The organism is Niveispirillum sp. CC-CTL257, from assembly GCF_059489915.1.
Genome location: NZ_JCAJXE010000001.1, coordinates 2,942,796 through 2,965,125 on the forward strand (window position 1 = coordinate 2,942,796; position 22,330 = coordinate 2,965,125).

Below are 22,330 nucleotides of genomic sequence, written 5' to 3' on the forward strand. Positions count from 1 at the left end.
CGTCTGCCTGCCATGCAGTCAAACTAGGCTTGACGTGCCAAAGCGCCTATGTCCGCCGTTCCGATAGGGCCACCAGCATCAATCCCCCCCCGATCAGACCGAGGCCGACCAGATTGGTCAGGGTCAGCGGCTCGCGCAGCCACAGGGCCGAGGACAGCAGGCCAACCACCGGCACGCCCAGAACCGACAGTGACGTGGTGATGGCCGGCAAAGCCCGATTGACCGTGACCATGGCCCAGAAGCAGAAGGCGGTGGCGATGGGACCGTTATAGATCAACAGCACCACCAGCTGTCCCGACCAGTCGATCTGCGACTGATCCTCCGTCACCAGGGCGGCGATGGTAGCCATGGATGCCGCCAGCATCATCTGCCAGGGGGCCAGTTGCAACGGCGTGCCGACCCAGCGGTGGCGGCGCACATGCACGATGTTGCAAGCCCAGATCAGGGCCGCCAGCATCAACAAGCCATTGCCCAGCAGAACAGGCCGCTGCGTCCAGTCGAACGCCGCCGGATTGAACAGCACCGCAACGCCCGACAGACCGATCAGCAGCCCACCTGCCTTGGCCCAGCCCACCTTTTCCTTCAGGAAGATCAGGGCCAGCGGCACCACCCAAAGCGGCGTGGTGTAGGCTAGGATGCCGGCACGACCCGCCGGCACATATTGAACCGCGATGGTGACCAGCAGGGTGAAAACCCCCATCTGCAAACCGCCCACCGACAGGATCACGGGCAGATCGGCCCTGGACGGCAGGCGGAGCTGCCGCAGGGCGGCGGTGAAAATCAGCAGTGAAACAGCACCCAGCAGCAGACGCGAGGCAACAAAGCTGATGGGCGGCATATGGCCCACCACCTGCTTCATCACAGGCCAGTTCACACCCCACAGAACGATGACCAGCACCAGCAGGGTGACGGCCATCGGCCCCGTCACCAGATGGGCTTTCTTCGTCGCCGCCGGCTTCGGCGGGCTGGTATCCGACATGATGATCCACTACCTGTTGGCCATGCCCCAACCCTGACACAAGGCCGACCGGCCCCCGGATATGACAATGGCAATCTATGCGACCCGCATGCGGGACAAGCTGACAGAGGCTCTAAACCCGCAAAGCCTCACCATCAAGGATGTCTCACACCATCATGCCGGCCATGCAGGTGCCGACCAACCGGGGGGCGAGACGCATTTCGATGTGGTCATCGTGTCAGACCGGTTCGAGGGGCTGGGACGCGTGGCACGCCAGCGTCTGGTGTATGGCGCGGTATCGGCGGAACTGGCTGAGCGTGTACACGCCTTGTCCATCCAGGCTTTGACCCCAGCAGAGGCGGCCAAGGCGTAACCACCACCGGCGCGACCACCCGCCGCAGGGCATGTTGCGTTGCAACATGACACTCTGTACCCTGTCCTGGTGGGGGCTCCTCCCCTGCCTGATGAAGGGGACGGATTATGACGCGGAAAACCCCGACACCCTTGGCCGCCCGTGGTGCAGAGGTCGCCGCCGAGTTGACAGCGACGGCCATGGTCCTGGGCGAGACCTTGTGGGCGGCGCAGCAAACCATTGGCCTGCGCGCCATCCGGTTGGCTGCCGCCGGCTTTGACCCCGGTCGCCTGCAAGACCCGGAATTCACCACCATGGTCTGGGAAAAGCTGGATGCGGCCCTGGAGGCTCAGCGCGCCCTGTCATCGGGTCTGCTGGCCCTGTCCGATGTCTGGCTGGAATGGCTGGCACAGCAGATGACGGCCACAGCCCAGGCCGGGATGGAGATGGCCGTACCGCCCGATCCCATTCGTTATGGCGGTGCCGCCAGCGATTATGTCGAAACCAGCCTGAACGCAGCGGAAATCGCCTGTGGCCGCATGGCGCTGGAGGCGTCGCGCCTGGGCGGGCGCGGTCTGGCCCCCTATCACCGCGCCACCAACGAGAATGCGCGGAGGCTGCTGAGTGCTGCCGGAGAGGGCTGAACCCCTCTGAAAGGGTAAAAATCATCGCAGGGAGGGGGGTATGGGGCTGTTCGTATACGGAAGGCCCAAGCCTGGACGGATGTTTCGTGCCATACTGTCGCGCAGGGACAGTCCCGGAACCCGTGCGATGCCAGATACAATTCCCACCGTCACCCCCCGCAGCACCAGCCAAGCCCCCGGCGAAGGCCAATCCCGCCGCCCCGATGGCGGGCGACAGCCGCCCATTCCAGGGCGGTCGGGCATTGTCAAACGGCTTAACGCCCTGGCAGAGGCTCATGATGGCAGCATCGACAAGCTGCGCGGGCCGCTTCTATCCCTGCTGAAAGAGATATTGGCCGAAGGCCGGGCCGCCATACGTACCCGGTTCGAAGGGTCGCATCGCGGCGATGACTGCGTACACCAGACGGCAAAACTGACCGATGGTATCGTGCAGGCGCTGGCCGATTTCACGCTGGACCATGTCTACCCGACCGCCGAACTGACCAAGGGAGAGCGGCTGGCCATCGTCGCCATCGGCGGCTATGGCCGGGCCGAGATGGCCCCCTTCTCCGACGTCGATCTGCTGTTCCTGCTCCCCTATAAGCGCACGCCGCGCGTGGAGCAGGTGGTGGAGTACATGCTCTACCTGCTCTGGGACCTGGGCTGGAAGGTGGGGCACGCGGTGCGGTCGGTGGATGAATGTATCCGCCTGTCGCTGGATGACATGACCATCCGCACCAGCCTGCTGGAAGCCCGCTTCCTGTGGGGGGAGAAGGTCCTGTTTGATGAGTTGCGCAAGCGATTCGCCAAGGATGTGGTGGCCGCCAGTGGCAGCGTCACTGCCTTCATCGAAGCCAAGATGGGAGAGCGCAACGAGCGTCACCGCAAGGTCGGTGACAGCCGTTACATGCTGGAACCCAATATCAAAGAGGGCAAGGGCGGGCTTCGCGACCTGCAGACTCTGTTCTGGATCGCCAAATATGCCTATCAGGTCGATGAGGTGGAGGGGCTGGTCGCCAAGGGCGTGCTGACGCCGGAGGAGGCGCTGCGTTTCGCCAAGGCCGAGAGCTTTCTGTGGGCTGCCCGCTGCCAGCTTCATTACCTGACGGGCCGCCAGGAAGATCGCCTGACCTTTGACCTGCAGACAGAGATGTCGCGGCGTCTTGGCTATACCGAACATGCCGGCAAGAACGCCGTTGAGCGCTTCATGAAGCATTATTTCATGATCGCCAAGGACGTGGGCGACCTGACCCGCATCTTCTGCGCCACGTTGGAACAGGAAAGCAAACGCGCCCCGCGCTTTGCCTTCCTGCGCAAGCGGTTCCAGCGTGGGGCGGATTTCAACGGTTTCACCCTGGATGCCGGTCGCCTGAACGTGAAGTCGGAGCGGCATTTCAAGGATCAGCCAATCGACATGATCCGCCTGTTCCATGTGGCACAGGAAAATGATCTCGACATCCATCCCAACGCGCTGCGCGCCATCACCCGCGCGCTGTCCAGCATCGGGCCGAAACTGCGCGAGGATGCGGATGCCAACCGCCTGTTCCTGGAAATCCTGTCATCGAAGAAGGACCCGGAAGTCGCCTTGCGCCGCATGAACGAAGCCGGCGTCCTGGGCCGGTTCGTGCCGGATTTCGGTCGCATCGTCGGCATGATGCAGTTCGACATGTATCATCACTTCACCGTGGACGAACACACGCTGTTCGCGGTGGGCATCCTGCATCAGGTGGAAAAGGGTGCGCTGACCGAAGAGGTGCCGCTGGCATCGGAGGTTATCCACACCGTTTCCTCCCGCCGCGCGCTCTATGTCGCGATGCTTGTGCATGACATCGCCAAGGGCCGGGGCGGAGATCATTCCATCCTGGGTGCCAAGGTGGCGGAAAAGCTCTGCCCCCGCCTGGGCATGACAGAGGAAGAGACGGAAACCGTGGTCTGGCTGGTGCGCTGGCATCTGGCCATGTCCGACACCGCCTTCAAGCGCGACCTGGATGATGAGAATACCACCACCAAGTTCGTCGATCTGGTGAAGTCGCCGGAGCGGTTGAAGCTGCTGCTCTGCCTGACCGTCGCCGATATCCGGGCCGTGGGGCCGGGCCGCTGGAACGGCTGGAAGGCCACGCTGTTGCGTCAGTTATACCGCCGCAGCGAGGAGCGGATGTCGGGTGCCGTGGGCACAGAGGGTCGTGACAGCCGCGTCGCCGCCGCGCAAGGTCAGCTGCGCGCGCAACTGGCCGATTGGCCCGCCGCCGATATTGATGCGCATATGGCGCGGGCCTATCCCGGCTATTGGCTGTCGCTGAATACGCCGACACTGGCCCATCATGCCCGCCTGATCCGGGAGGCGGAGCGGACCAAGGCCCCGCTGACGCTGGATACCCGTATCGACCGGGGGCGTGTGGTGACGGAAGTCACCGTCTATACCGCCGACCATCCAGGCCTGTTCTCAAGGCTTGCCGGTGCCCTGGCCCTGGCCGGGGCCGACATCATGGATGCCCGTATCTTCACCATGACCAACGGCATGGCGCTGGACGTGTTCACGGTGCAGGCGGCTGGCGGCGGGTCGTTCGACAGCGGGGACAAGCTGGCCCGCCTGTCGGTGATGGTGGACAAGGTCCTGGCCGGGGAGCTGCGGCTGGCCGACGAGTTGGACCGTCGCCGCCCGCCGCAGACGGCCCGGTCACGGGCCTTCAAGGTGCCGCCGCGTGTGCTGGTCGATAACACGGTCACGGGCAATCACACCGTGATCGAGGTGAACGGCCGCGACCGTCCAGGTCTTCTCTATCTGCTGACCCGCACCCTGACCCAGGCCAACCTGCAGATCGCGTCCGCCAAGATCTCCACCTACGGCAACGTCGCTATCGACGTGTTTTATGTGAAGGATGTGTTCGGTCTGAAGGTCACGCATGAACGCAAGCTTGCCGAAATCCGCCACGCCCTGCTGTCGGCCCTGGCCGATCCGGAGGGAGAGCCGGAACCGGCCAAGGCGACGAAGGTGAAGAAGAAGGCGGCGTAATAGAAAGGGGATGGACGGTCTCCCGCCCATCCCCTGTTATAGCTTATGGGCTTTGGGGATCAGAACCGCACCAGCCCCACCAGATCCTTCACCTCATTGATCGTCCGCGCCGCGATCTCGTTCGCGCGGTCGGCACCCTTCTTCAACAGCCGGTCCAGTTCCGCCTTATCACCCAGCAGCCGGTTCATCTCACCGGCAATGGGGGCCAGCTTGGCAACCGACAGGTCGGCCAATGCGCCCTTGAAGGCGCTGAACTGCTGCCCGCCGAACTGGGCCAGGACGGCGGCGCGGGTCGTGTCGGACAGGGCGGCATAGATGGTGACCAGATTATTGGCCTCTGGTCGCTTCTCCAGGTCCTCCACCGTTTCGGGCAGGGGTTCCGGGTCAGTCTTGGCCTTGCGGATTTTCAGGGCGATCGTGTCGGCATCGTCGGTCAGGTTGATGCGGCTATATTCGCTTTCATCCGACTTCGACATTTTCTTGGTGCCGTCACGCAGGCTCATCACCCGCGTCGCCTCGCCCAGGATCTGCGGTTCCGGCAGGGGGAAGAAGCCGTCGGCCTTATAGTAACGGTTGAAGGCGCCGGCAATGTCGCGGGCCAGTTCCAGATGCTGCTTCTGATCCTCGCCCACCGGCACATGCGTGGCCTTGTACAGCAGGATGTCGGCAGCCATCAGCACCGGATAGGCATAGAGGCCCAGGACGGCATTGTCCTTCTGCTTACCGGCCTTTTCCTTGAACTGGGTCATCCGGTTCAGCCAGCCCAGAGGGGTATGGCAGGTGAGAATCCAGTTCAGTTCGGCATGGCCGCTGACCGCCGACTGGTTGAACAGGATGTTCTTGTCGGGGTCGATGCCGGCCGCGATATAGGCGGCGGCGACCTCGCGGATATTGTTCCGCAGGGTTTCGGGGTCATGCTCGATGGTCATGGCATGCAGATCGACGACGCAGAAGATGGCGTCCATGTCGTTCTGCAGCTTCACCCAGTTCTTCAGCGCGCCGAGATAATTGCCGAGGTGGAGCTGGCGGGTCGGCTGCATGCCGGAAAAGATAAGGCTCATCGTTTGAGGTCTCTATCGGTCGCTTGTGGAAGGCGAAATGCCGGGCCGTCTGTATCGCGCGGGCGTGCGGCCCCGGTCAAGCGGCGGGCGTGCCGCCACCCCGGCGCAACAGCCCCTTGATCTCCGCAAGGCGGGTGGCACCCAGCAGGAAGCACAGCGCGAAATAGGTGATGGAGGCACCGGCAATAACGGCCACCAGGGCGCTGATCCGTTCCAGGGCTGCACCCACAAACAGCCATTTCGCCAACAGTTCCGTCAACCCTATGCCAGCCAGCGCCAACCCCATAGCCGCCAGCGCCATACGCCACAGGCGGCTTTTCAGCCGCGCATCCAGCACCAGTAGGCCCCGGCGACGCAGGCCGATGGCCAGAAGCACGACATTCAACCACGCTGTCAGGCCCGGTGCCAGAGCCAGCCCGACATGGCCCAGCGGTTCGATCAGGGCCAGCGAGACCAGGACATTGCCGATCAACACCACGATGGCGATGCGCACCGGCCCCTTCGTATCCTGCTTGGCGAAATAGGCCGAAGACAGGATCTTGGCCACAATGAAGGCCGGGATGCCGATGGCATAGGCCTGCAGCGCCGCCGCTGTGGCGCTGGCATCCGCCGCTGTGAAGGCCCCGCCCTTGAACAGCACATGGACCAGCGGGGCCGGAATGGTCAGCAGGGCCACGGTTGCCGGCAGACCGAACAGGGCCGCGAACTCCAGGCCCCGGCACAGGCTGGCCTTCACCCCATCATTATCGCCCGCCGCCATCTGTCGTGACAGCAGCGGCAGCAGGGCCGTACCCACGGCCACACCGATCACCGACATGGGCAACTGGTTCAAGCGGTCGGCATATTGCAGATGTGATACCGCCCCGGTGGGCAGCCAAGAGGCGAGATTGGTGCCGACCAGCAGGTTGAACTGATAGACGCCAGCCCCCAGGATGCCGGGGGCCAGTAAGGCGAAAAGCTTCTTCACACGCGGGGTCAGGCGCGGGCGGCGCAGGCGCAGCCCCATACCCGCCCGACGTGCGGCCAGGATCATCCAGACCATCTGCGCCAGGCCCGCAACCGGCACGCCATAGGCCAACATCCAATGTGCGCCAATGCCCAGCGGCCCCGACAACAGCAGGCCCGTGATCTGCACGATATTCAGCAGGATCGGTGCCGCCGCGAACGGCCCGAAACGGCCCACAGCATTGAGGATAGACCCAAATAATGCCGTGATGGAAATCAGCGCCAGATAGGGAAAGGTGATGTGGGAAAGCGTCACCGCCAGCTTGAACTGTGCGGGATCATCATGAAAACCCGTGGCCAGAACCGCCACCACCCAGGGCATCGCCAGCGCCATGATGATTGAGAAAATCATCAAGATGGCGACCATGAAGGACAGGGCTTCTTCCGCCAGCCCCTTGGCCGCCTCCTTGCCTTCCTTCTCCATGGCACCGGCAAACAGCGGCAGGAAGGCCGCCGTGAAGGCGCCTTCAGCAAACAGGGAGCGGAACAGGTTGGGTAGACGGAAGGCCACAAAGAAGGCATCCGCCTCCATGCCGGCGCCCAGCAGGCGGGCTTGGAGCATGTCACGCACAAAGCCCAGCACGCGGCTGACCATGGTGATGCCGCCGACAGTGGCGATGGCGCGGGCAAAGCTCATGTAGGGGTCCGACAGTTCGTAGAGCGGATTAGCGACAGCGTAATCCGCGGAGCAACGGTGACGGTTTACCGCGGATTACGGCTACCGCCTAATCCGCTCTACGATGTCGGATCAATCCTTAAGGTCCGCAAAGAACTCTTTCACCTTGGCGAAAAAGCCCTCCGACTCGGGGTTCTGGCCGTTTTCCGAGGCATCCTTTTCAAATTCACGCAGCAATTCCTGCTGGCGCTTCGTCAGGTTCACGGGCGTTTCGACCATGACATTGATGTACATGTCGCCACGCGCCGGGCTGCGCAGCACGCTCATGCCCTTGCCCTTCAGCCGGAACTGATGACCTGTCTGGGTGCCGGCGGGGACATTCACCTTGGCCCGGCTGCCATCAATGGTCGGCACCTCGATGGTGCCGCCTAGTGCTGCCGTGGTCATGGGGATGGGCACCCGGCAATGTAGATTGGCACCATCGCGCTGGAAGAAGCGATGGGCGGCAATCGAGAGGAAGATATAGAGATCGCCCGGTGTACCCCCGCGCAGCCCTGCCTCCCCCTCACCGGCCAGACGGATGCGGGTGCCGTCCTCCACGCCCGCCGGGATGGAGACCTGAAGGGTCTTTTCCTTGCGCACGCGGCCCTGGCCACCGCAATGGCGGCACGGGTCCTTGATGACACGGCCCGCCCCGTTACAGGTGGGGCAGGTGCGTTCAATGGTGAAAAAGCCCTGCTGGGCCCGCACCTTGCCGGCACCGTTGCAGGTGCCGCAGGTGGTAGGGCTGCTGCCCGCCTCCGCCCCCGACCCACCGCAAGGATCGCACATCACGCTGGTCGGCACGCGCACCTGCGTGGCGGAACCCTTAAAGGCGTCCTCCAAGCTGATTTCCAGGTTATAGCGCAGGTCATTGCCGCGGTTGTTGGTCTGGCCGCCGCGCCCGCCGCGGCCCATGAACTCCCCGAACATCTCGTCAAAGATGTCGGCAAAGCCGCCGCCGAAATCAAAGCCGCCGGCGCCGCCCCCCGCACCGGGACGTCCGCCGCCGCCTTCAAAGGCAGCATGGCCGAACCGATCATAGGCCGCGCGCTTCTGCTCGTCCTTCAGGCAATCATAGGCTTCGTTGATTTCCTTGAACTTCTGCTCGGCCGTCTTGTCACCCTGATTGCGGTCGGGGTGATACTGCATGGCCAGCTTGCGATAGGCCTTTTTCAGGTCGTCGGCGCTGGCGTTTTTCGGGGCGCCGAGGACTTCGTAATAATCGCGCTTCGACATGGTGGCCTCTGTCCCTTCGCATCCGGTCCGGCCGGCCCGTCACTGGCGCCAGACCCGGATTGGAAGCCAATTCATCAACATTCCTGTCAAGCAACTGGCCCGCCCGGGTAAACCGGGCGGGCCAGCGCCAGACTTGGAACGGCTGTCCCGCCCCCGAAATGGGGGTCAAACGGCGTCAGTTCTTCTTACGGTCGTCGACTTCCTCGAAGTCGGCGTCCACCACCTTCTCACCACCGGCATTGTCATCGTCACCGGTGTTGGTGGCAGAAGCAGAAGCGCCGTCAGCCGCCCCACCTTCCTGACCGGCCTTGTACAGGGCCTCGCCGATCTTCATGCTGGCCTGGGCCAGGGCATCGGTCTTGGCCTTGATGGCCGCCGGGTCCTCACCGCCCATGGCCGATTTCAGATCGGCAATGGCGGCTTCGACGGCGGATTTGTCAGCAGCGGCGATCTTGTCCTCATTCTCCTTGAGGGTCCGCTCGGTGGAGTGGATCAGACCGTCGGCGTGGTTCTTGGCTTCCACCAGTTCCTTGCGCTTCTTGTCTTCCGCCGCATGCTCCTCGGCGTCCTTCACCATCTTCTGGATGTCGCTGTCAGACAGACCGCCAGAGGCCTGGATACGGATCACCTGCTCCTTGCCGGTGGCCTTATCCTTGGCACCGACATTGACGATGCCGTTGGCGTCGATGTCGAAGGTCACCTCGATCTGCGGCACGCCGCGCGGGGCGGACGGAATGCCCATCAGGTCGAACTGGCCTAGCATCTTGTTGTCGGCGGCCATCTCGCGTTCACCCTGGAACACGCGGATGGTCACGGCGGACTGGTTATCCTCAGCGGTGGAGAAGACCTGAGACTTCTTGGTCGGGATCGTCGTATTGCGGTCGATCAGACGGGTGAACACGCCGCCCAGCGTCTCAATGCCCAGCGACAACGGCGTGACGTCCAGCAGCAGCACGTCCTTGACGTCGCCCTTCAGGACGCCGCCCTGGATCGCCGCACCGATGGCCACCACCTCGTCGGGGTTCACGCCACGGTTCGGCTCCTTGCCGAAAATCTGCTTCACGGTTTCGATGATCTTGGGCATGCGGGTCATACCGCCGACCAGGATCACCTCATCCACTTCGGACGCCTTCAGACCGGCATCCTTCAGCGCCGCCTGGCAGGGACCGACGGTGCGGCGGACCAGATCTTCAACCAGGGCTTCCAGCTTGGCGCGGGTCAGCTTGATGTTCAGGTGCTTCGGACCGGACGCGTCAGCCGTGATAAACGGCAGGTTGACTTCCGTCTGGACGGAGCTGGACAGCTCGATCTTGGCCTTTTCAGCGGCTTCCTTCAGGCGCTGCAGGGCCAGACGGTCCTTGCGCAGGTCGATGCCCTGCTCCTTCTGGAATTCCTCGGCCAGGTAATCGATGATCTTGCCGTCGAAATCCTCACCGCCCAGGAAGGTGTCGCCGTTCGTGGACTTCACCTCGAACACGCCATCGCCGATCTCAAGGATCGACACGTCGAACGTACCGCCACCCAGATCGTACACGGCGATGGTGCCGGTGCCCTTCTTTTCCATGCCATAGGCAAGGGCGGCGGCCGTCGGCTCGTTGATGATGCGCAGCACTTCCAGGCCGGCGATCTTGCCGGCATCCTTGGTGGCCTGACGCTGGCTGTCGTTGAAATAGGCGGGAACCGTGATGACGGCCTGGGTGACCTTTTCGCCCAGATACGCCTCGGCGGTTTCCTTCATCTTCTGCAGGATGAAGGCGCTGATCTGGCTGGGGCTGTACTTGTCGCCCTGGGCTTCGACCCAGGCATCGCCATTGCCGCCCGACACGATCTTGTACGGGACCAGACCGGCATCCTTCTTGGTCACCGGATCATCGTAACGGCGGCCGATCAAGCGCTTGATGGCGAACAGGGTGTTGTCGGGGTTCGTGACGGCCTGGCGCTTCGCGGGCTGTCCCGTCAGCCGTTCACCACCCTGGGTGAAGGCGACCATGGACGGCGTGGTGCGCGCACCCTCGGCATTCTCGATAACTTTGGCCTGCGTGCCTTCCATGACGGCCACGCAGGAATTCGTGGTGCCCAGATCGATACCGATAACCTTGCTCATGACGACCTCTCTTGTTCGGCAGACCGCCCGCAGCCCAAAGCACCGCGATATGGTCCCCATCGTTGATCCCCGGGACGGGTCACCGTCCTGGCGCACAGCAGATATAGGCAGGACGGCCAATATCCGCAACTGTCCTGCCTTGGTAACGGCATTGACTTTTTCGTCAAGGCTGCGATGCCACAGCCGCTGAGCCCGTCGCAAGCGGATAGCTGTGCGCCATGCGTGTAGACACCGCTGTCACTTCCCTGAAAGTAAACATGTTTATATGACGTATAAGTAAACCATATGCCACTCCGGTTGCACCGGATATGTATGAACCATTTGTGCTTGGGCACTCAAACAACGTTCTCATTTATACTTATTAACGCTAAAAATTAATACGTTTATATCTATATTTCTTTATGGAAACCAATTAGCATCAACTCCATTGGGTAGGGACGGCCCTGAAATGGGGCCGACAGCCGTCGATAAGGGGGCGGAACCGATGGACTGTTCAATGAGCAATCAGGAACTGATTGGGGACGAACCGGCGCCAGAAGTGGCAATGGCCATCAAGCGCTGCCTGGAAAGTCTGGTGCGGGATGCACGCCGCAGCCAGATGGATGATCTGGCTGAATTCCTGGCGCTGGCGGCCCTGGCGGCCGACGATGCGGCCAAGGCCCAGCGTAAGGCGGCAGGTGCCGCACCGCTTCGGGAAACCACACCGGGTGGCCTCGCCTTCCGCAAGGTGGCGGGTTCCTGCTGAACCCGTCCCACATGTCATGAGGACGTTTTCGGGCTGGTGGCACCGGTCCCGTCTGGCTTAAGGGATGGGGATATCCGCCCTGCCAGGACGCCGGCCATCATGTCCGAGACCCGATCCAGCCCTTTCGATCTTTCCGCCTATCTGTCCCGTATCGGTCATGCCGGTCCCGTGGTTGCCGATCTGGCGACGCTCTGCGCCGTCCATATCGCCCATGCCGGCGCAATCCCCTTCGAAAACCTGGATATCCAGATGGGCCTGCCCATCCGTCTGGAACCCGACGCCATCATGGCCAAACTGGTCGGGCAGCGGCGCGGCGGTTATTGCTTTGAACAGAACAGCCTTCTGTTCATGGCGCTGACGACCATCGGATTCGATGTCATGCGCCGTGTGGCGCGGGTACGGATGGGCGGCGACCCTGGCGGACGCAGCCATCTGATGCTGCTGGTCACCATCGCGGGTCAGATCTATGTCTGCGATGTCGGGTTTGGCGGATCGTGTCTGGCCGAACCTTTACCCTTGATCGAAGGCGAATATGACAGTGCCGGCGACCGTTGGCGCCTGCGCGCGTCCGATTGGTCACCGGGATGGGAGCTGGAGGTATGGCGCGACGGTGGCTGGTTCGGGCTTTACTGGTTCGGGGATGAAGAGGTTGTAGAGTATGACCTGATCTTCGGTAACCATTACACGTCCACCCATCCCAGTTCCCGCTTCGTGCAGAACCGGGTGGCGGCCCGCACCACTCTGACAGAGCGGCACACGCTGCTGAATGGACAGTACCGCCGCCGACAGGATGGGGAACTGGTAGAGGAGATGCAGATCACGGACGAAGCCGCATTCCGGAGCATACTGTCCGACCGCTTCCTGATCGACCTGCCCGCAGGAGCAGTCCTGAAGCGGGTGGAAGGCATCGGGCCATAAACAAAGCCGCCCGCATCCGGGGGATGCGGGCGGCTTTTCACCATCATCAGACCCAAAGCTGCCTTACAGGCCCTTGGCGATGCTGTTCAGGCGCAGGCGGAGCGCGTTCAGCTTGATGAAGCCTTCGGCGTCCTTCTGGTTATAAACGCTGTCAGCCTCGAACGTCACATAGTCCAGGCGGTACAGGCTGTTGGGGCTCTTGCGGCCCACCACGCGGGCCGAGCCCTTGAACAGCTTCAGGCGGACGACACCATTCACCCGCTGCTGGGTGCTGTCGATCAGGGCCTGCAGCGCTTCACGCTCCGGCGAGAACCAGAAGCCGTTATAGATCAGCTTGGCATAGCGCGGCATCAGCTCGTCCTTGAGGTGCAGCGCCTCGCGGTCCAGCGTGATGCTCTCAATGCCGCGATGGGCGACGGACAGCAGGGTGCCGCCCGGCGTCTCATACACGCCACGCGACTTCATGCCGACGAAGCGGTTTTCCACCAGATCCAGACGACCAATGCCATGCTTGCCGGCCAGACGGTTCAGTTCCGTCAGCAGGGCGGCGGGCGTCAGCTTCACGCCGTTCACGGCAACAGCGTCGCCCTTCTCATACTCGATCTCGACATATTCGGCCTCGTCCGGTGCCTTTTCGGGTGCCACGGAGCGGGTGTACATGTCCTCGTCGGGCTCCACCCACGGATCTTCCAGGGCCTTGCCTTCGTAGGAGATGTGCAGAAGATTGGCGTCCGTGCTGTACGGGGCCTCGCCACGCTTGTCCTTGGCGATAGGGATCTGGTGCTTCTCGGCGAATTCCAGCAACTGGGTGCGGCTGTTCAGGTCCCATTCGCGCCAGGGGGCGATGACCGTCACGTCCGGCTTCAACGCGTAATAGCCCAGTTCGAAGCGGACCTGATCATTGCCCTTGCCGGTGGCGCCATGGGCCACGGCATCGGCACCGACCTGCTTGGCAATCTCGATCTGGCGCTTGGCGATCAGCGGCCGGGCGATGGAGGTGCCCAGCAGATAGGTGCCTTCATAGAGGGTGTTGGCGCGGAACATCGGGAACACGAAGTCGCGCACGAACTCTTCACGCAGATCGTCGATGAAGATGTTCTCCGGCTTCACGCCCAGCAATTCGGCCTTCTTGCGGGCAGGCTCCAGCTCCTCACCCTGGCCGAGATCGGCGGTGAAGGTCACGACCTCGCAAGCATAGGTCTCCTGCAGCCATTTCAGGATCACCGAGGTGTCGAGGCCGCCCGAATAGGCCAGCACGACTTTCTTCACGCCGCTCTTCATGGGTAATATCCGTTGCGGTAACAGGTTGAACCGGGCACGGAAGTTATCGGGGGCGGTCCCGCCTGTCCAGACCATGAAGCCCGCATCAGCATGGGGGCTGGCCGGCATCGGTGGCAGGCCCCATATTGCAGGACCATATTGGCGAAGGGTGACGCGTAATGAGCCGGGGTGGCCTGTTGATGATTGCCTGCCTTGTGGCGCTGCTGCTGGCGGCGGCTGTGGGGGGCGTGCTGGCCTGGAACGCGGTCGGCGGCGGCGGGCCGGAACAGGCAATCAGCCTGCATGGGTTCATCGCCTTGGGGCTAGGCATCCTGGGGTCGCTGGCGGTGGGCGGCGGCTTGATGGCCCTGGTCTTCTTCTCCAATCGCAGCGGCCATGATCAGGCCGTGCATGATGAGGTGAGCCGACGGCTGCCCCCCGACGCTGGTCCATCCTGACCCGGATCAAGGCAATTATCGGGGCGACGGATGCCGTTGCTGTTGTTACCATCACCCGTCTTCTCCACTTTCAGTGCAAAGGACCGCCTGGATGGCGCTTCTCCTGGCGATTGAGACCGGCAGACGGTCCCCGGTTTTCGCCTATGGCTTCGGTCTGTTGGCTTTTGCGCTGGCATTGGGGGTGCGCTGGACAGCGGAAGCGGCGCTGCCGCCCGGCTTTCCATTTCTGACCTTCTTTCCCGCCGTCATCCTGACCACGTTCTTCGCGGGTCTGTGGCCGGGTATCCTTGTCGCCGTCCTGTCGGCACTGGCGGCTTGGTACTTCTTCATACCGCCAGACGGGTTCAGACTGGATGGGCCGAGCGCTCTGGCGCTAGGCTTCTTTATCCTGATCGTCGTCATCGATATCGCCATCATTCATGTGATGAACATCGCCCTGTCGCGGGTGCGGCAGGAGCGAGCCCGCGCCCAAAAGGCAGAACAGGAGGCCAGCGAACTGGCCGCCCATCGCGCCGTTCTGTTCGCTGAGCTTCAGCATCGTGTCTCCAACAACATCCAGATCGTATCGGCCCTGCTGGCCCTGCAGAAGGCTGATGTCACGGACGAGAAGGCCCGCCGCGCCTTGACGGATGCGGCGGCGCGGCTGGCTACCATCGGTCGGATCCAGCGGCGGCTGCACGACCCGGAAAACAGCCACGGCAATTTTGCGGGCTTCCTGTCTGAACTGGTGGAAGATGTGGCCAAGGCCGGCGCGCCCACCGGTATTGAGGTGACGGTGGATGCCACCCCCTTGCCCCTGCCACCGGAGAAGATCATACCCGCCGCCCTGGTGGTGGCTGAACTGGTGAGCAACAGTCTGGAACATGCCTTTGTAAACCGCCAGACAGGATCGGTCCGGGTGGCGGCGCGGCTGGCCGATGGCAACCGGGTGGAACTGTCGGTCACAGACGACGGCAAGGGCCTGCCCCCCGGCTTTGATGCGGCCACGGTATCCAGCCTGGGCCTGCGTCTGGTGCGGCTTCTGACGCAGCAGTTGGGCGGGGAGTTCCAGATGGTGGATACGGGTGCTGGTGCCCAGGCCCGGCTGCTGTTCAGCGTGTAACGCTGTCCGGCCACTGTCCCCGACGCATCATCACTTCGCGCAGCAGTGTGGGACGGTCGGTGATGATGCCATCCACCCCCATATCCAGCAGTCGATCCATTTCCGCCGCTTCATCGACCGTCCAGACATGAACGGCAAGTCCGCGCGCGTGCGCGGCGCGGATCAGGCCTGGCGTTACCACCGTCAATCCCCGGTGTCGCACCGGCACCTGAAGCGCGCGCGGACCCAGGGGAACGGGGACGGGAAGACCATAGCCGGCTGCCCAGACCTTCGCCACCTCCCACGGGCCAGCCGAGGTGCAAAGTTGATCGCCCAGTGTGCGCCGCAGCCGCGCCAAACGCGCGCCGGAAAAAGAACCGACACAGACGCGGTTCAGTGCGCCATGACAGCGCAGGGCGTCTGCCAGGGCGACAGCTGCCGCGTCGGATTTGGGGTCGATATTTAGGCGCAATGCCGGCCAGGTTTCCAGAACCTGATCCAGCAAGGGGATCGGTTCGCGCCCGCCAACCCGCGCCTGTGACACAATGGACCATGGCAGGTCGCCCACCCGACCCTCACCGTCGGTGAGATTATCCAACACAGGGTCATGGAAAACGATCAAGCGACCGTCCGCCGTCAACTGAACATCGGTTTCGATATAGCGGTAGCCGAGATCAATGGCGCGTGCGAAGGCGTCGAAGCTGTTCTCTGGTGCCTCCAGGCCCCCCCCGCGATGGGCAAACGCGATGGGACCATCTTGGTCCAGATAGGGATGGCGGGGCCTTGCCCTCATGGCTTCTGGTCGAGCCGGGGCCAGCGCGACAGCGCTACGATCCACAACCCCACGGTCAGCAGCGGGAAGAACAGGAACACCGCCAGGGCCCAAAGCGGGTTACGACCTGTCTTGCCCAATGCGATGCCCGCCATGCAGACGGTCCAGGTTATGGCCAAAACCACGACAAGGATCGATGCCCAACCCGGCAGGAAGAACAACATATCAACCAAATCGCCGTAGCGCGGCATGGGTCAGCCCTCCCCCTTCACGGCCTGTTCCCTGGCCCGTTGCCGTTTCAGCCTTTCGCGCGGATGCAACTTCTCAGGGCGCGGCGGCAGATTGGGCCAGGTCTTGAAGGCCAGAAGGCTGGTGAATATGGCCCAGCCGAACAGGGGAAGGGCCAGCCAGCCGATCCAGACGGCAGGCAATCCCGCCCGCTGCAACAGGCGTCGGGCCGGCCAGAGTGCCGCCATGGTCAGCGCTGCATGCACCACCAAGGCCAGCTGCCAGCCCCCCAATCCCGCCTCACCCGCTTCCATCGATCCAACCTTCACCAGACAGAGACAGGGGACATAGCATGATTGGAACAGGGGTCAACAAGGGATCGGTGACAAAGAAAGGCCCGGTTCCCGCAGGGATCATGCGGAAGCCGGGCCAAACCGCGACCGACCGGGTTGCGGTGATATCAACGAAGGCGGATCAGAAGCGGACGCGGGCACCGGAAATCAGGCCATTGATATCCTTATATTTGACCGTCCGCGTGTCGTAGGAATGGTTCCGGTAGCTGACATAGAAGTCAGTGGCGAAGGCATCAATGGTCTGCACATAGCCTACCGACCAAGCCTTGGCGTCACCACCAGTGATGGCCAGATCCTTCTGCACCAGATAATCGACAACGAAGGAACTGTTGCCCAGGCCGGTCACATTGGCCAGATAGCCCAGCTTGCCATACCAGAAGTCACTATCACGCGGACCGATGTCGCGGGTGCCGCCGGCGGCCGTCACATTGAAGCCGTTGGCGAACCTGACGGAGATGGAGCCGTTGGTCTGGGTGTCGAAACCGGTCCGGCTGTCATTATCGACATAGCCGATGGCACCAGACACTTCCGTATCGCCGATCTTGCCCGTGTAACGGCCCGCGAAATCGGTGGCACCACCTTCGATGAAGCTGGTGGACAGCATGAAGCCGCCGAAGGTGGGGGTGTCATAGCGGACACGATCATCGCGGCTCAACCCGTCAAAATTGTTGAAGACGGTGTTGATATTCGGGCCGGCAGCGCGGTTCACCTTGTTGCGGAACAACACGCCGCCAAACAGGGAGCCGATATCATTGTGACTGATCAGCGTCGCCGTGCCGGACAAGTCAACCTCAGACGTCACGTTCGTCGCGGTGTCACCCTGGCCCACCCAGATGCGGCCGAAATTCTTATGCTGAACCCAGAACTCCGCCTTGCGCTCGTTCACGGAGAAGGCACCGGCGTCAGTGCCAAAACCGGTTGTTCGCGACGAACCGGAACTGGTTTCGAACTCGATGTCGGAACCAGCCGTCCAGTTATCGTCCAGCTTGGCGCTACCGGCGACACGGATACGGGTGGAGGCCTGGGAATTGTCGACGAACATCGTGTCATTGTCGTACCCGTCATCGGCGAACTGTACCGCGCGACCGATCTGACCGGACAGCATCAATTTCACCTTGGCATTACCCGACTGCGTGACCTGCGGCGCCTTGAAGACGTCGGCGGAGACCAGCGGCGCGTCCTTGCTGGCCGGCGGACCAGCGGGTGTGCTGGGCGCCTTCTCCAGCTTGTCGATACGGGCCATCAGGGCCTGAACCTGTGCGCGCAGCGCCTCGACCTCGCTGGCAGCGGCCTGTTGGGCCTGGGCAGCGCCAGTGGAAACGGCGAACAGGGCGGCACCGGCCAGAAGGGCGGCGGATATCCGGGGCGACACTCTCATCAGCAAATCCTCCCATGGGCGGCCCCGTGGCGGGGCACTCGTTCATTGCATTGGGATGACGTATTCATGACGGGACACCCCCGCCACGGGCAAAGACGTCGGGTACTTCACCAATCCGGGCGGGTCCACGGCAATGTCATCAATGATGTGCCGCACGAATGATTTGGGCCGATGATGGGATCGACCGAACAATATTGGCCAGCACATCAGTACAGGCACAGAGTGGCGGGGTTTGTCACAAAACTGTAACCCCGACCTTTGGGTGGGGGTGGAGATCATCAAGGCGGCGTGGCGCGTCTGCCACAGGTGGCGGGCATGGCACCCTGTCGGGGGCGGCACTGGTCAGCGCCGTCACTTGCCCTTATGGTCCGCCCCGCCTTTCCCGCCACCTTTCCAAGCGCCAGGGCCGACCGACATGATCCCCCGCTACTCCCGCCCCGAAATGACCCGCATCTGGGACCCGGAGAACCGGTTCCGCATCTGGTTCGAGATTGAGGCCCATGCCTGCGACGCGCAGGCCAAGCTGGGCGTCATCCCCGCCGACGCCGCCAAGGCCGTGTGGGAGCGGGGGGCCTGGGAGATCGACCGCATCGACGAGATTGAGCGCGAGACCAAGCATGATGTCATCGCCTTCCTGACCAATCTGGCCGAACATGTCGGTCCGGAAGCCCGCTTCGTCCACCAGGGCATGACCAGCTCCGACGTGCTGGATACCTGCCTGGCGGTACAGATGACCCAGGCCGCCGACCTGCTGCTGGCCGATCTGGACCGGCTGCTGGACGCCCTGAAGCGCCGCGCGATGGAGCATAAATACACGGCCACTATCGGCCGCAGCCACGGCATCCATGCCGAACCGACGACGTTCGGCGTGAAACTGGCGGGCCATTACGCGGCCTTCGCCCGCAACCGCAAGCGCCTGGAAGCGGCCCGCGCCGAGATCGCGACCTGCGCCATCTCTGGTGCCGTCGGCACCTTCGCCAATATCGACCCGTTCGTTGAAGAATATGTGGCGGAAAAGCTGGGCCTGACGGTGGAGCCGCATTCCACCCAGGTGATCCCGCGTGACCGCCATGCCATGTTCTTCGCGACCCTGGGCGTCATCGCCGCCAGCCTGGACAATCTGGCCACGGAAGTCCGCCACCTGCAGCGCAGTGAAGTGCGCGAGGCGGAGGAATATTTCTCGCCGGGGCAAAAGGGTAGCAGCGCCATGCCGCACAAGCGCAACCCGGTGCTGTCGGAGAACCTGTCGGGCCTATCGCGCATTGTCCGCGGCTATGTCACCCCGGCACTGGAGAATGTCACCCTGTGGCATGAGCGCGATATCTCGCACTCCTCGGTCGAGCGCATGATCGGCCCCGACGCCACCGTGACCCTGGATTTCGCCCTGGTCCGCGCCACGGGCCTGATCGAAAAGCTGGTGGTCTATCCGGAGAACCTGCAGAAGAACCTGGACATGCTGGGCGGCCTGCATAATTCGCAGCGCATGCTGCTGGCCCTGACCCAGGCGGGGATGAGCCGCGAGGATTCCTACCGCGCGGTCCAGCGCAATGCCATGCCTGTCTGGCTGGAAGGCAAGGACTTCCGCACCCTGCTGAAGGCGGATCCCGAGGTGATGAAGCATCTGGGCGAAGCGCAGATCGATGACGCCTTTGACCTGGGCTATCACACCAAGCATGTCGACACGATCTTCGCCCGTGTGTTCGGGGAGTAATCGAAGACATCGGTGGTTATTGACGCCGCCGGTCGATTAGGTCCGTTGAGCTAAGGCCTCTGTGCTGTCGTTAGATGCAGCGCAGGGGCCTTTTTCTTTTGATCTGCCCCGGCACCGTACCAGCGCATGGCGGGATTGAATTCTCCTGTCCGCAGGATTGGTCACGATGGCGGCCGGCAACGTCCGCCTGTGGACAGTTCGGCGACAGCACGTGTTCATTTTCGAACAACCCCCTCCGCAATTCAAACGAATTTGCGCCACTATTTCGCTAAATTCCGCACTTTTTAAAACAAAGTGATGCAAGTGCCGTATAGCATTTTCCAGAATGCCTGGAGAAGCAGGTTGGCACACACTTTGCTTTTATACGGTCATCAAGAGACACGAACCTACGGAGACGAAGATGACCAGCCTGACGAACCAGATCGAAGCCGCCGATGACAACATCGTGGAAAGCTTCTTCGCTTCGCTGCCGACCGCCGCAGACCTGATCGAAGCCGCCGCTGTTCTGGCCATCGGCGCCCTGATGACGCTCAGCCTGCATGTGATGCTGTAAGCCGGCGGCACCTTCCACCCGACATTTTCGAGATCAAGGAATCAAGGAGAAGTTCCATGTCCGCCTATATCAACGCCGCCGCCCATGACGCTGATGAAGTCCTGTCCGGTTTTGGTGCCTTCCTGACGGACGGCGTCAGCGCGATCGAAGCCGCCACGGTCCTGTCCGCCGCGGCCTTCATCGCCATGGTTCTGAATACGCTGCTCTGATGCGCGTCGCAGGATCAGGAGTTTATTGAAGTACGGCCCAGCCTCAGTGCCGGGTTTGGCCCAAAACCCAGGATCCGACGATGGCCGCACTTGATACGGCCTCTGCCTCCGGGTGGTGCCACTGATAGACCGCCATGGCAACGTCCAGGCAATGCGTATCCGGCACACCGCGCGACCGCATTTCGCGATAGGCGCGGGTAACGGCGGAGCGGCAGCAATCACCATTGCCCGCCGCCGGATGATCCGCACAGGGTTGTCCCAGAAATTCCTTGGGAATGTCCCGCCCCATCGGCTCAGACCTTGGAGCCGTGGCCGCCCGGAACATAGGTCCGCTCCACGATCGGTCGGTCCTTGCGCACGCCATACAGTTCCAGACGATGGCCGATCAGGCGATAACCCAGTTCGTCGGCGATCTTCTCCTTGATCTTCTCCAACTCCTCGCTGGAAAACTCCACCACGTCGCCGGTTTGCACATCGATCAGATGGTGATGGTGCTCCTCGCGCGCCTCTTCATAACGGGCGCGGCCATCGCCGAAATCCAGCCGCTCGATGACGTTGGCTTCCTCGAACAGACGCATGGTGCGATAGACGGTGGCGATGGAGATATGGGGATCAATCTCAACGGCCCGCCGGTAAACCTGCTCCACATCCGGGTGATCCTGGCTGTCCGACAGGACGCGGCTGATCACGCGGCGCTGTTCGGTCATCTTCAGGCCCTTCTGGACGCAAAGCTGTTCGAGGCGGGATGGCATGTCCGTCGTCTCCGATCCGGTCTTCATGGCAGTTCGTCTGCCAGTATATGGACCATTCCGCGCGCCAGGGCGAGGGGGTTGGGTATCATCATTCGATAAAGCGGCCTTATACCGGCGTCAAGGCCGGCTGTTCCCGGCCCAGCAGCTGTAAAATCGCCGACAGCTGCGCCGGGGCCAACCGCGCGATGTCGCGGGCCAGCAGATTGGCGGCCAGCGTGTGTTCGGGCGTCAGACCCGCCGTATCCACCGTCACCCGGGGATCGGACAGGGCGGCCAGCCGCTCCACCTCCTCCGCCGCATCCCATATCAGGCCGAAATAGGTGCAGATCTGGCGCAGCAGCATGGGTGAAGGCAAACCCTTGTGCCCATGTTCCAGCGCCGACAGATAGGCAGAGGAGATTTCCAGCTCATCCGCCATCTGTTTAAGGCTGACGCCCTTTTCGGCGCGAAGCTGACGGACACGGCTACCAAACGGGGTCATGGGCACCGGGCGGGATGACGGGATGAGGAAGCCGCAGCATAAGGGCCGAACGGGTGGACGCAAAGCCCCGGCTTTTCACACCCGTATGACGGGTACGAAATCATCTCTGCATACACTTTTCCGCTTGCCGGTACCCCTATCGTACCCCGAAATGAAATGGCGGACCGCAATCAAGCGATCCGCCATTCGGAGGGATGGACATGCGCAGTATGTCCCTTCTCCTGGTGATCCGGTTACCGATCTGGCGGCGGCGTGTCATCCACGTCACCATCCTGATCGGCCGGGCCTAGGAGTGGGCGGGTCGGTGTGACAGCCCGACCCGCCTGCTTCCTTTTATACGCGATCCCTTACCTCGAGTCGATAGGTGCTTGACGCGGCCGGCCCCGCCCCTTACAACCTCGCCCCTTTTGCCGGGTTGAAG

The 22,330-nt window shown here is 62.6% G+C and carries 23 protein-coding genes; 10 read left to right on the top strand and 13 right to left on the bottom strand.

What is annotated here, in order from left to right:
- Nucleotides 1–46 precede the first annotated feature (46 nt).
- Nucleotides 47–979 (bottom strand): DMT family transporter, encoded by a 933-nt coding sequence (locus tag ABC729_RS13790; protein WP_495608125.1) that lies wholly within the window; start codon nt 977–979, stop codon nt 47–49.
- A gap of 67 nt (nt 980–1,046) precedes the next feature.
- Between ABC729_RS13790 and ABC729_RS13795 the strand changes: the two genes are divergently transcribed.
- The 3 genes from ABC729_RS13795 to ABC729_RS13805 all read left to right on the top strand — a co-directional run bounded on the left by ABC729_RS13795 (nt 1,047) and on the right by ABC729_RS13805 (nt 4,946).
- On the top strand, nt 1,047–1,331 hold the full coding sequence (locus ABC729_RS13795; protein ID WP_495608126.1) for a BolA family protein: 285 nt from the start codon (nt 1,047–1,049) through the stop codon (nt 1,329–1,331).
- Between the two features lie 107 nt (nt 1,332–1,438).
- Nucleotides 1,439–1,954, top strand: coding sequence for a hypothetical protein (locus tag ABC729_RS13800; RefSeq protein WP_495608127.1), 516 nt, complete (start codon nt 1,439–1,441; stop codon nt 1,952–1,954).
- Nucleotides 1,955–2,081: 127 nt separating this feature from the next.
- Nucleotides 2,082–4,946, top strand: coding sequence for a [protein-PII] uridylyltransferase (locus tag ABC729_RS13805; RefSeq protein ID WP_495608128.1), 2,865 nt, complete (start codon nt 2,082–2,084; stop codon nt 4,944–4,946).
- 59 nt (nt 4,947–5,005) lie between these two features.
- Here the strand turns inward: ABC729_RS13805 and trpS are convergent, their stop codons facing one another.
- From trpS to dnaK, 4 genes are all read right to left on the bottom strand, one after another.
- Complete coding sequence (trpS, locus tag ABC729_RS13810) at nt 5,006–6,007, bottom strand: tryptophan--tRNA ligase (protein ID WP_495608129.1); 1,002 nt, start codon at nt 6,005–6,007, stop codon at nt 5,006–5,008.
- A gap of 76 nt (nt 6,008–6,083) precedes the next feature.
- Entirely contained in the window at nt 6,084–7,649 is a 1,566-nt protein-coding gene (gene murJ / locus ABC729_RS13815) for a murein biosynthesis integral membrane protein MurJ (protein WP_495608130.1), read from the bottom strand.
- A gap of 111 nt (nt 7,650–7,760) precedes the next feature.
- The gene (dnaJ, locus tag ABC729_RS13820; RefSeq protein ID WP_495608131.1) at nt 7,761–8,906 is read right to left on the bottom strand and encodes a molecular chaperone DnaJ; all 1,146 of its coding nucleotides are present in this window, start codon (nt 8,904–8,906) and stop codon (nt 7,761–7,763) included.
- 175 nt (nt 8,907–9,081) lie between these two features.
- The gene (gene dnaK, locus ABC729_RS13825) at nt 9,082–11,010 is read right to left on the bottom strand and encodes a molecular chaperone DnaK (RefSeq protein WP_495608132.1); all 1,929 of its coding nucleotides are present in this window, start codon (nt 11,008–11,010) and stop codon (nt 9,082–9,084) included.
- A 496-nt stretch (nt 11,011–11,506) separates the two neighbouring features.
- On the opposite strand from dnaK, the gene ABC729_RS13830 reads away from it, so the two are divergent.
- Both ABC729_RS13830 and ABC729_RS13835 read left to right on the top strand, forming a co-directional pair.
- A complete protein-coding gene (locus tag ABC729_RS13830; protein WP_495608133.1) occupies nt 11,507–11,755 on the top strand; it encodes a hypothetical protein in 249 nt (82 codons plus the stop codon).
- A 99-nt stretch (nt 11,756–11,854) separates the two neighbouring features.
- A complete protein-coding gene (locus tag ABC729_RS13835; RefSeq protein WP_495608134.1) occupies nt 11,855–12,673 on the top strand; it encodes an arylamine N-acetyltransferase family protein in 819 nt (272 codons plus the stop codon).
- A 63-nt stretch (nt 12,674–12,736) separates the two neighbouring features.
- Here the strand turns inward: ABC729_RS13835 and ABC729_RS13840 are convergent, their stop codons facing one another.
- Nucleotides 12,737–13,954 carry an argininosuccinate synthase gene (locus tag ABC729_RS13840; RefSeq protein ID WP_495608135.1) on the bottom strand — a complete coding sequence of 406 codons (1,218 nt, stop codon included), beginning with the start codon at nt 13,952–13,954 and terminating at the stop codon, nt 12,737–12,739.
- Nucleotides 13,955–14,112: 158 nt separating this feature from the next.
- Between ABC729_RS13840 and ABC729_RS13845 the strand changes: the two genes are divergently transcribed.
- Complete coding sequence (locus ABC729_RS13845) at nt 14,113–14,391, top strand: hypothetical protein (protein ID WP_495608136.1); 279 nt, start codon at nt 14,113–14,115, stop codon at nt 14,389–14,391.
- A 91-nt stretch (nt 14,392–14,482) separates the two neighbouring features.
- A complete protein-coding gene (locus ABC729_RS13850; protein WP_495608137.1) occupies nt 14,483–15,493 on the top strand; it encodes a sensor histidine kinase in 1,011 nt (336 codons plus the stop codon).
- On the opposite strand, the gene ABC729_RS13855 is transcribed toward ABC729_RS13850, so the two are convergent.
- The 4 genes from ABC729_RS13855 to ABC729_RS13870 form a co-directional block, all read right to left on the bottom strand.
- A complete protein-coding gene (locus ABC729_RS13855; protein WP_495608138.1) occupies nt 15,483–16,265 on the bottom strand; it encodes a glycerophosphodiester phosphodiesterase family protein in 783 nt (260 codons plus the stop codon). The two genes, ABC729_RS13850 and ABC729_RS13855, sit on opposite strands and share 11 nt — an antisense overlap.
- Nucleotides 16,262–16,495: a hypothetical protein gene (locus ABC729_RS13860; protein WP_495608139.1), complete on the bottom strand. Its 234-nt coding sequence runs from the start codon at nt 16,493–16,495 to the stop codon at nt 16,262–16,264. The genes ABC729_RS13855 and ABC729_RS13860 overlap by 4 nt, the downstream gene beginning before the upstream one ends.
- 3 nt (nt 16,496–16,498) lie before the next feature.
- On the bottom strand, nt 16,499–16,786 hold the full coding sequence (locus tag ABC729_RS13865; RefSeq protein WP_495608140.1) for a hypothetical protein: 288 nt from the start codon (nt 16,784–16,786) through the stop codon (nt 16,499–16,501).
- 160 nt (nt 16,787–16,946) lie between these two features.
- The gene (locus ABC729_RS13870; RefSeq protein WP_495608141.1) at nt 16,947–18,203 is read right to left on the bottom strand and encodes a porin; all 1,257 of its coding nucleotides are present in this window, start codon (nt 18,201–18,203) and stop codon (nt 16,947–16,949) included.
- A gap of 415 nt (nt 18,204–18,618) precedes the next feature.
- Between ABC729_RS13870 and purB the strand changes: the two genes are divergently transcribed.
- From purB to ABC729_RS13885, 3 genes are all read left to right on the top strand, one after another.
- Complete coding sequence (purB, locus tag ABC729_RS13875) at nt 18,619–19,914, top strand: adenylosuccinate lyase (protein WP_495608142.1); 1,296 nt, start codon at nt 18,619–18,621, stop codon at nt 19,912–19,914.
- A 400-nt stretch (nt 19,915–20,314) separates the two neighbouring features.
- Nucleotides 20,315–20,467, top strand: a complete 153-nt coding sequence (locus ABC729_RS13880) for a hypothetical protein (protein WP_495608143.1) — start codon at nt 20,315–20,317, stop codon at nt 20,465–20,467.
- Between the two features lie 56 nt (nt 20,468–20,523).
- Nucleotides 20,524–20,676, top strand: coding sequence for a hypothetical protein (locus tag ABC729_RS13885; RefSeq protein WP_495608144.1), 153 nt, complete (start codon nt 20,524–20,526; stop codon nt 20,674–20,676).
- Between the two features lie 43 nt (nt 20,677–20,719).
- Here the strand turns inward: ABC729_RS13885 and ABC729_RS13890 are convergent, their stop codons facing one another.
- The 3 genes from ABC729_RS13890 to ABC729_RS13900 form a co-directional block, all read right to left on the bottom strand.
- A complete protein-coding gene (locus ABC729_RS13890; RefSeq protein ID WP_495608145.1) occupies nt 20,720–20,965 on the bottom strand; it encodes a hypothetical protein in 246 nt (81 codons plus the stop codon).
- A gap of 4 nt (nt 20,966–20,969) precedes the next feature.
- Nucleotides 20,970–21,428, bottom strand: a complete 459-nt coding sequence (locus ABC729_RS13895) for a Fur family transcriptional regulator (protein ID WP_054168009.1) — start codon at nt 21,426–21,428, stop codon at nt 20,970–20,972.
- 106 nt (nt 21,429–21,534) lie between these two features.
- Nucleotides 21,535–21,909, bottom strand: a complete 375-nt coding sequence (locus tag ABC729_RS13900; RefSeq protein ID WP_495608146.1) for a helix-turn-helix domain-containing protein — start codon at nt 21,907–21,909, stop codon at nt 21,535–21,537.
- Nucleotides 21,910–22,330: the final 421 nt, after the last annotated feature.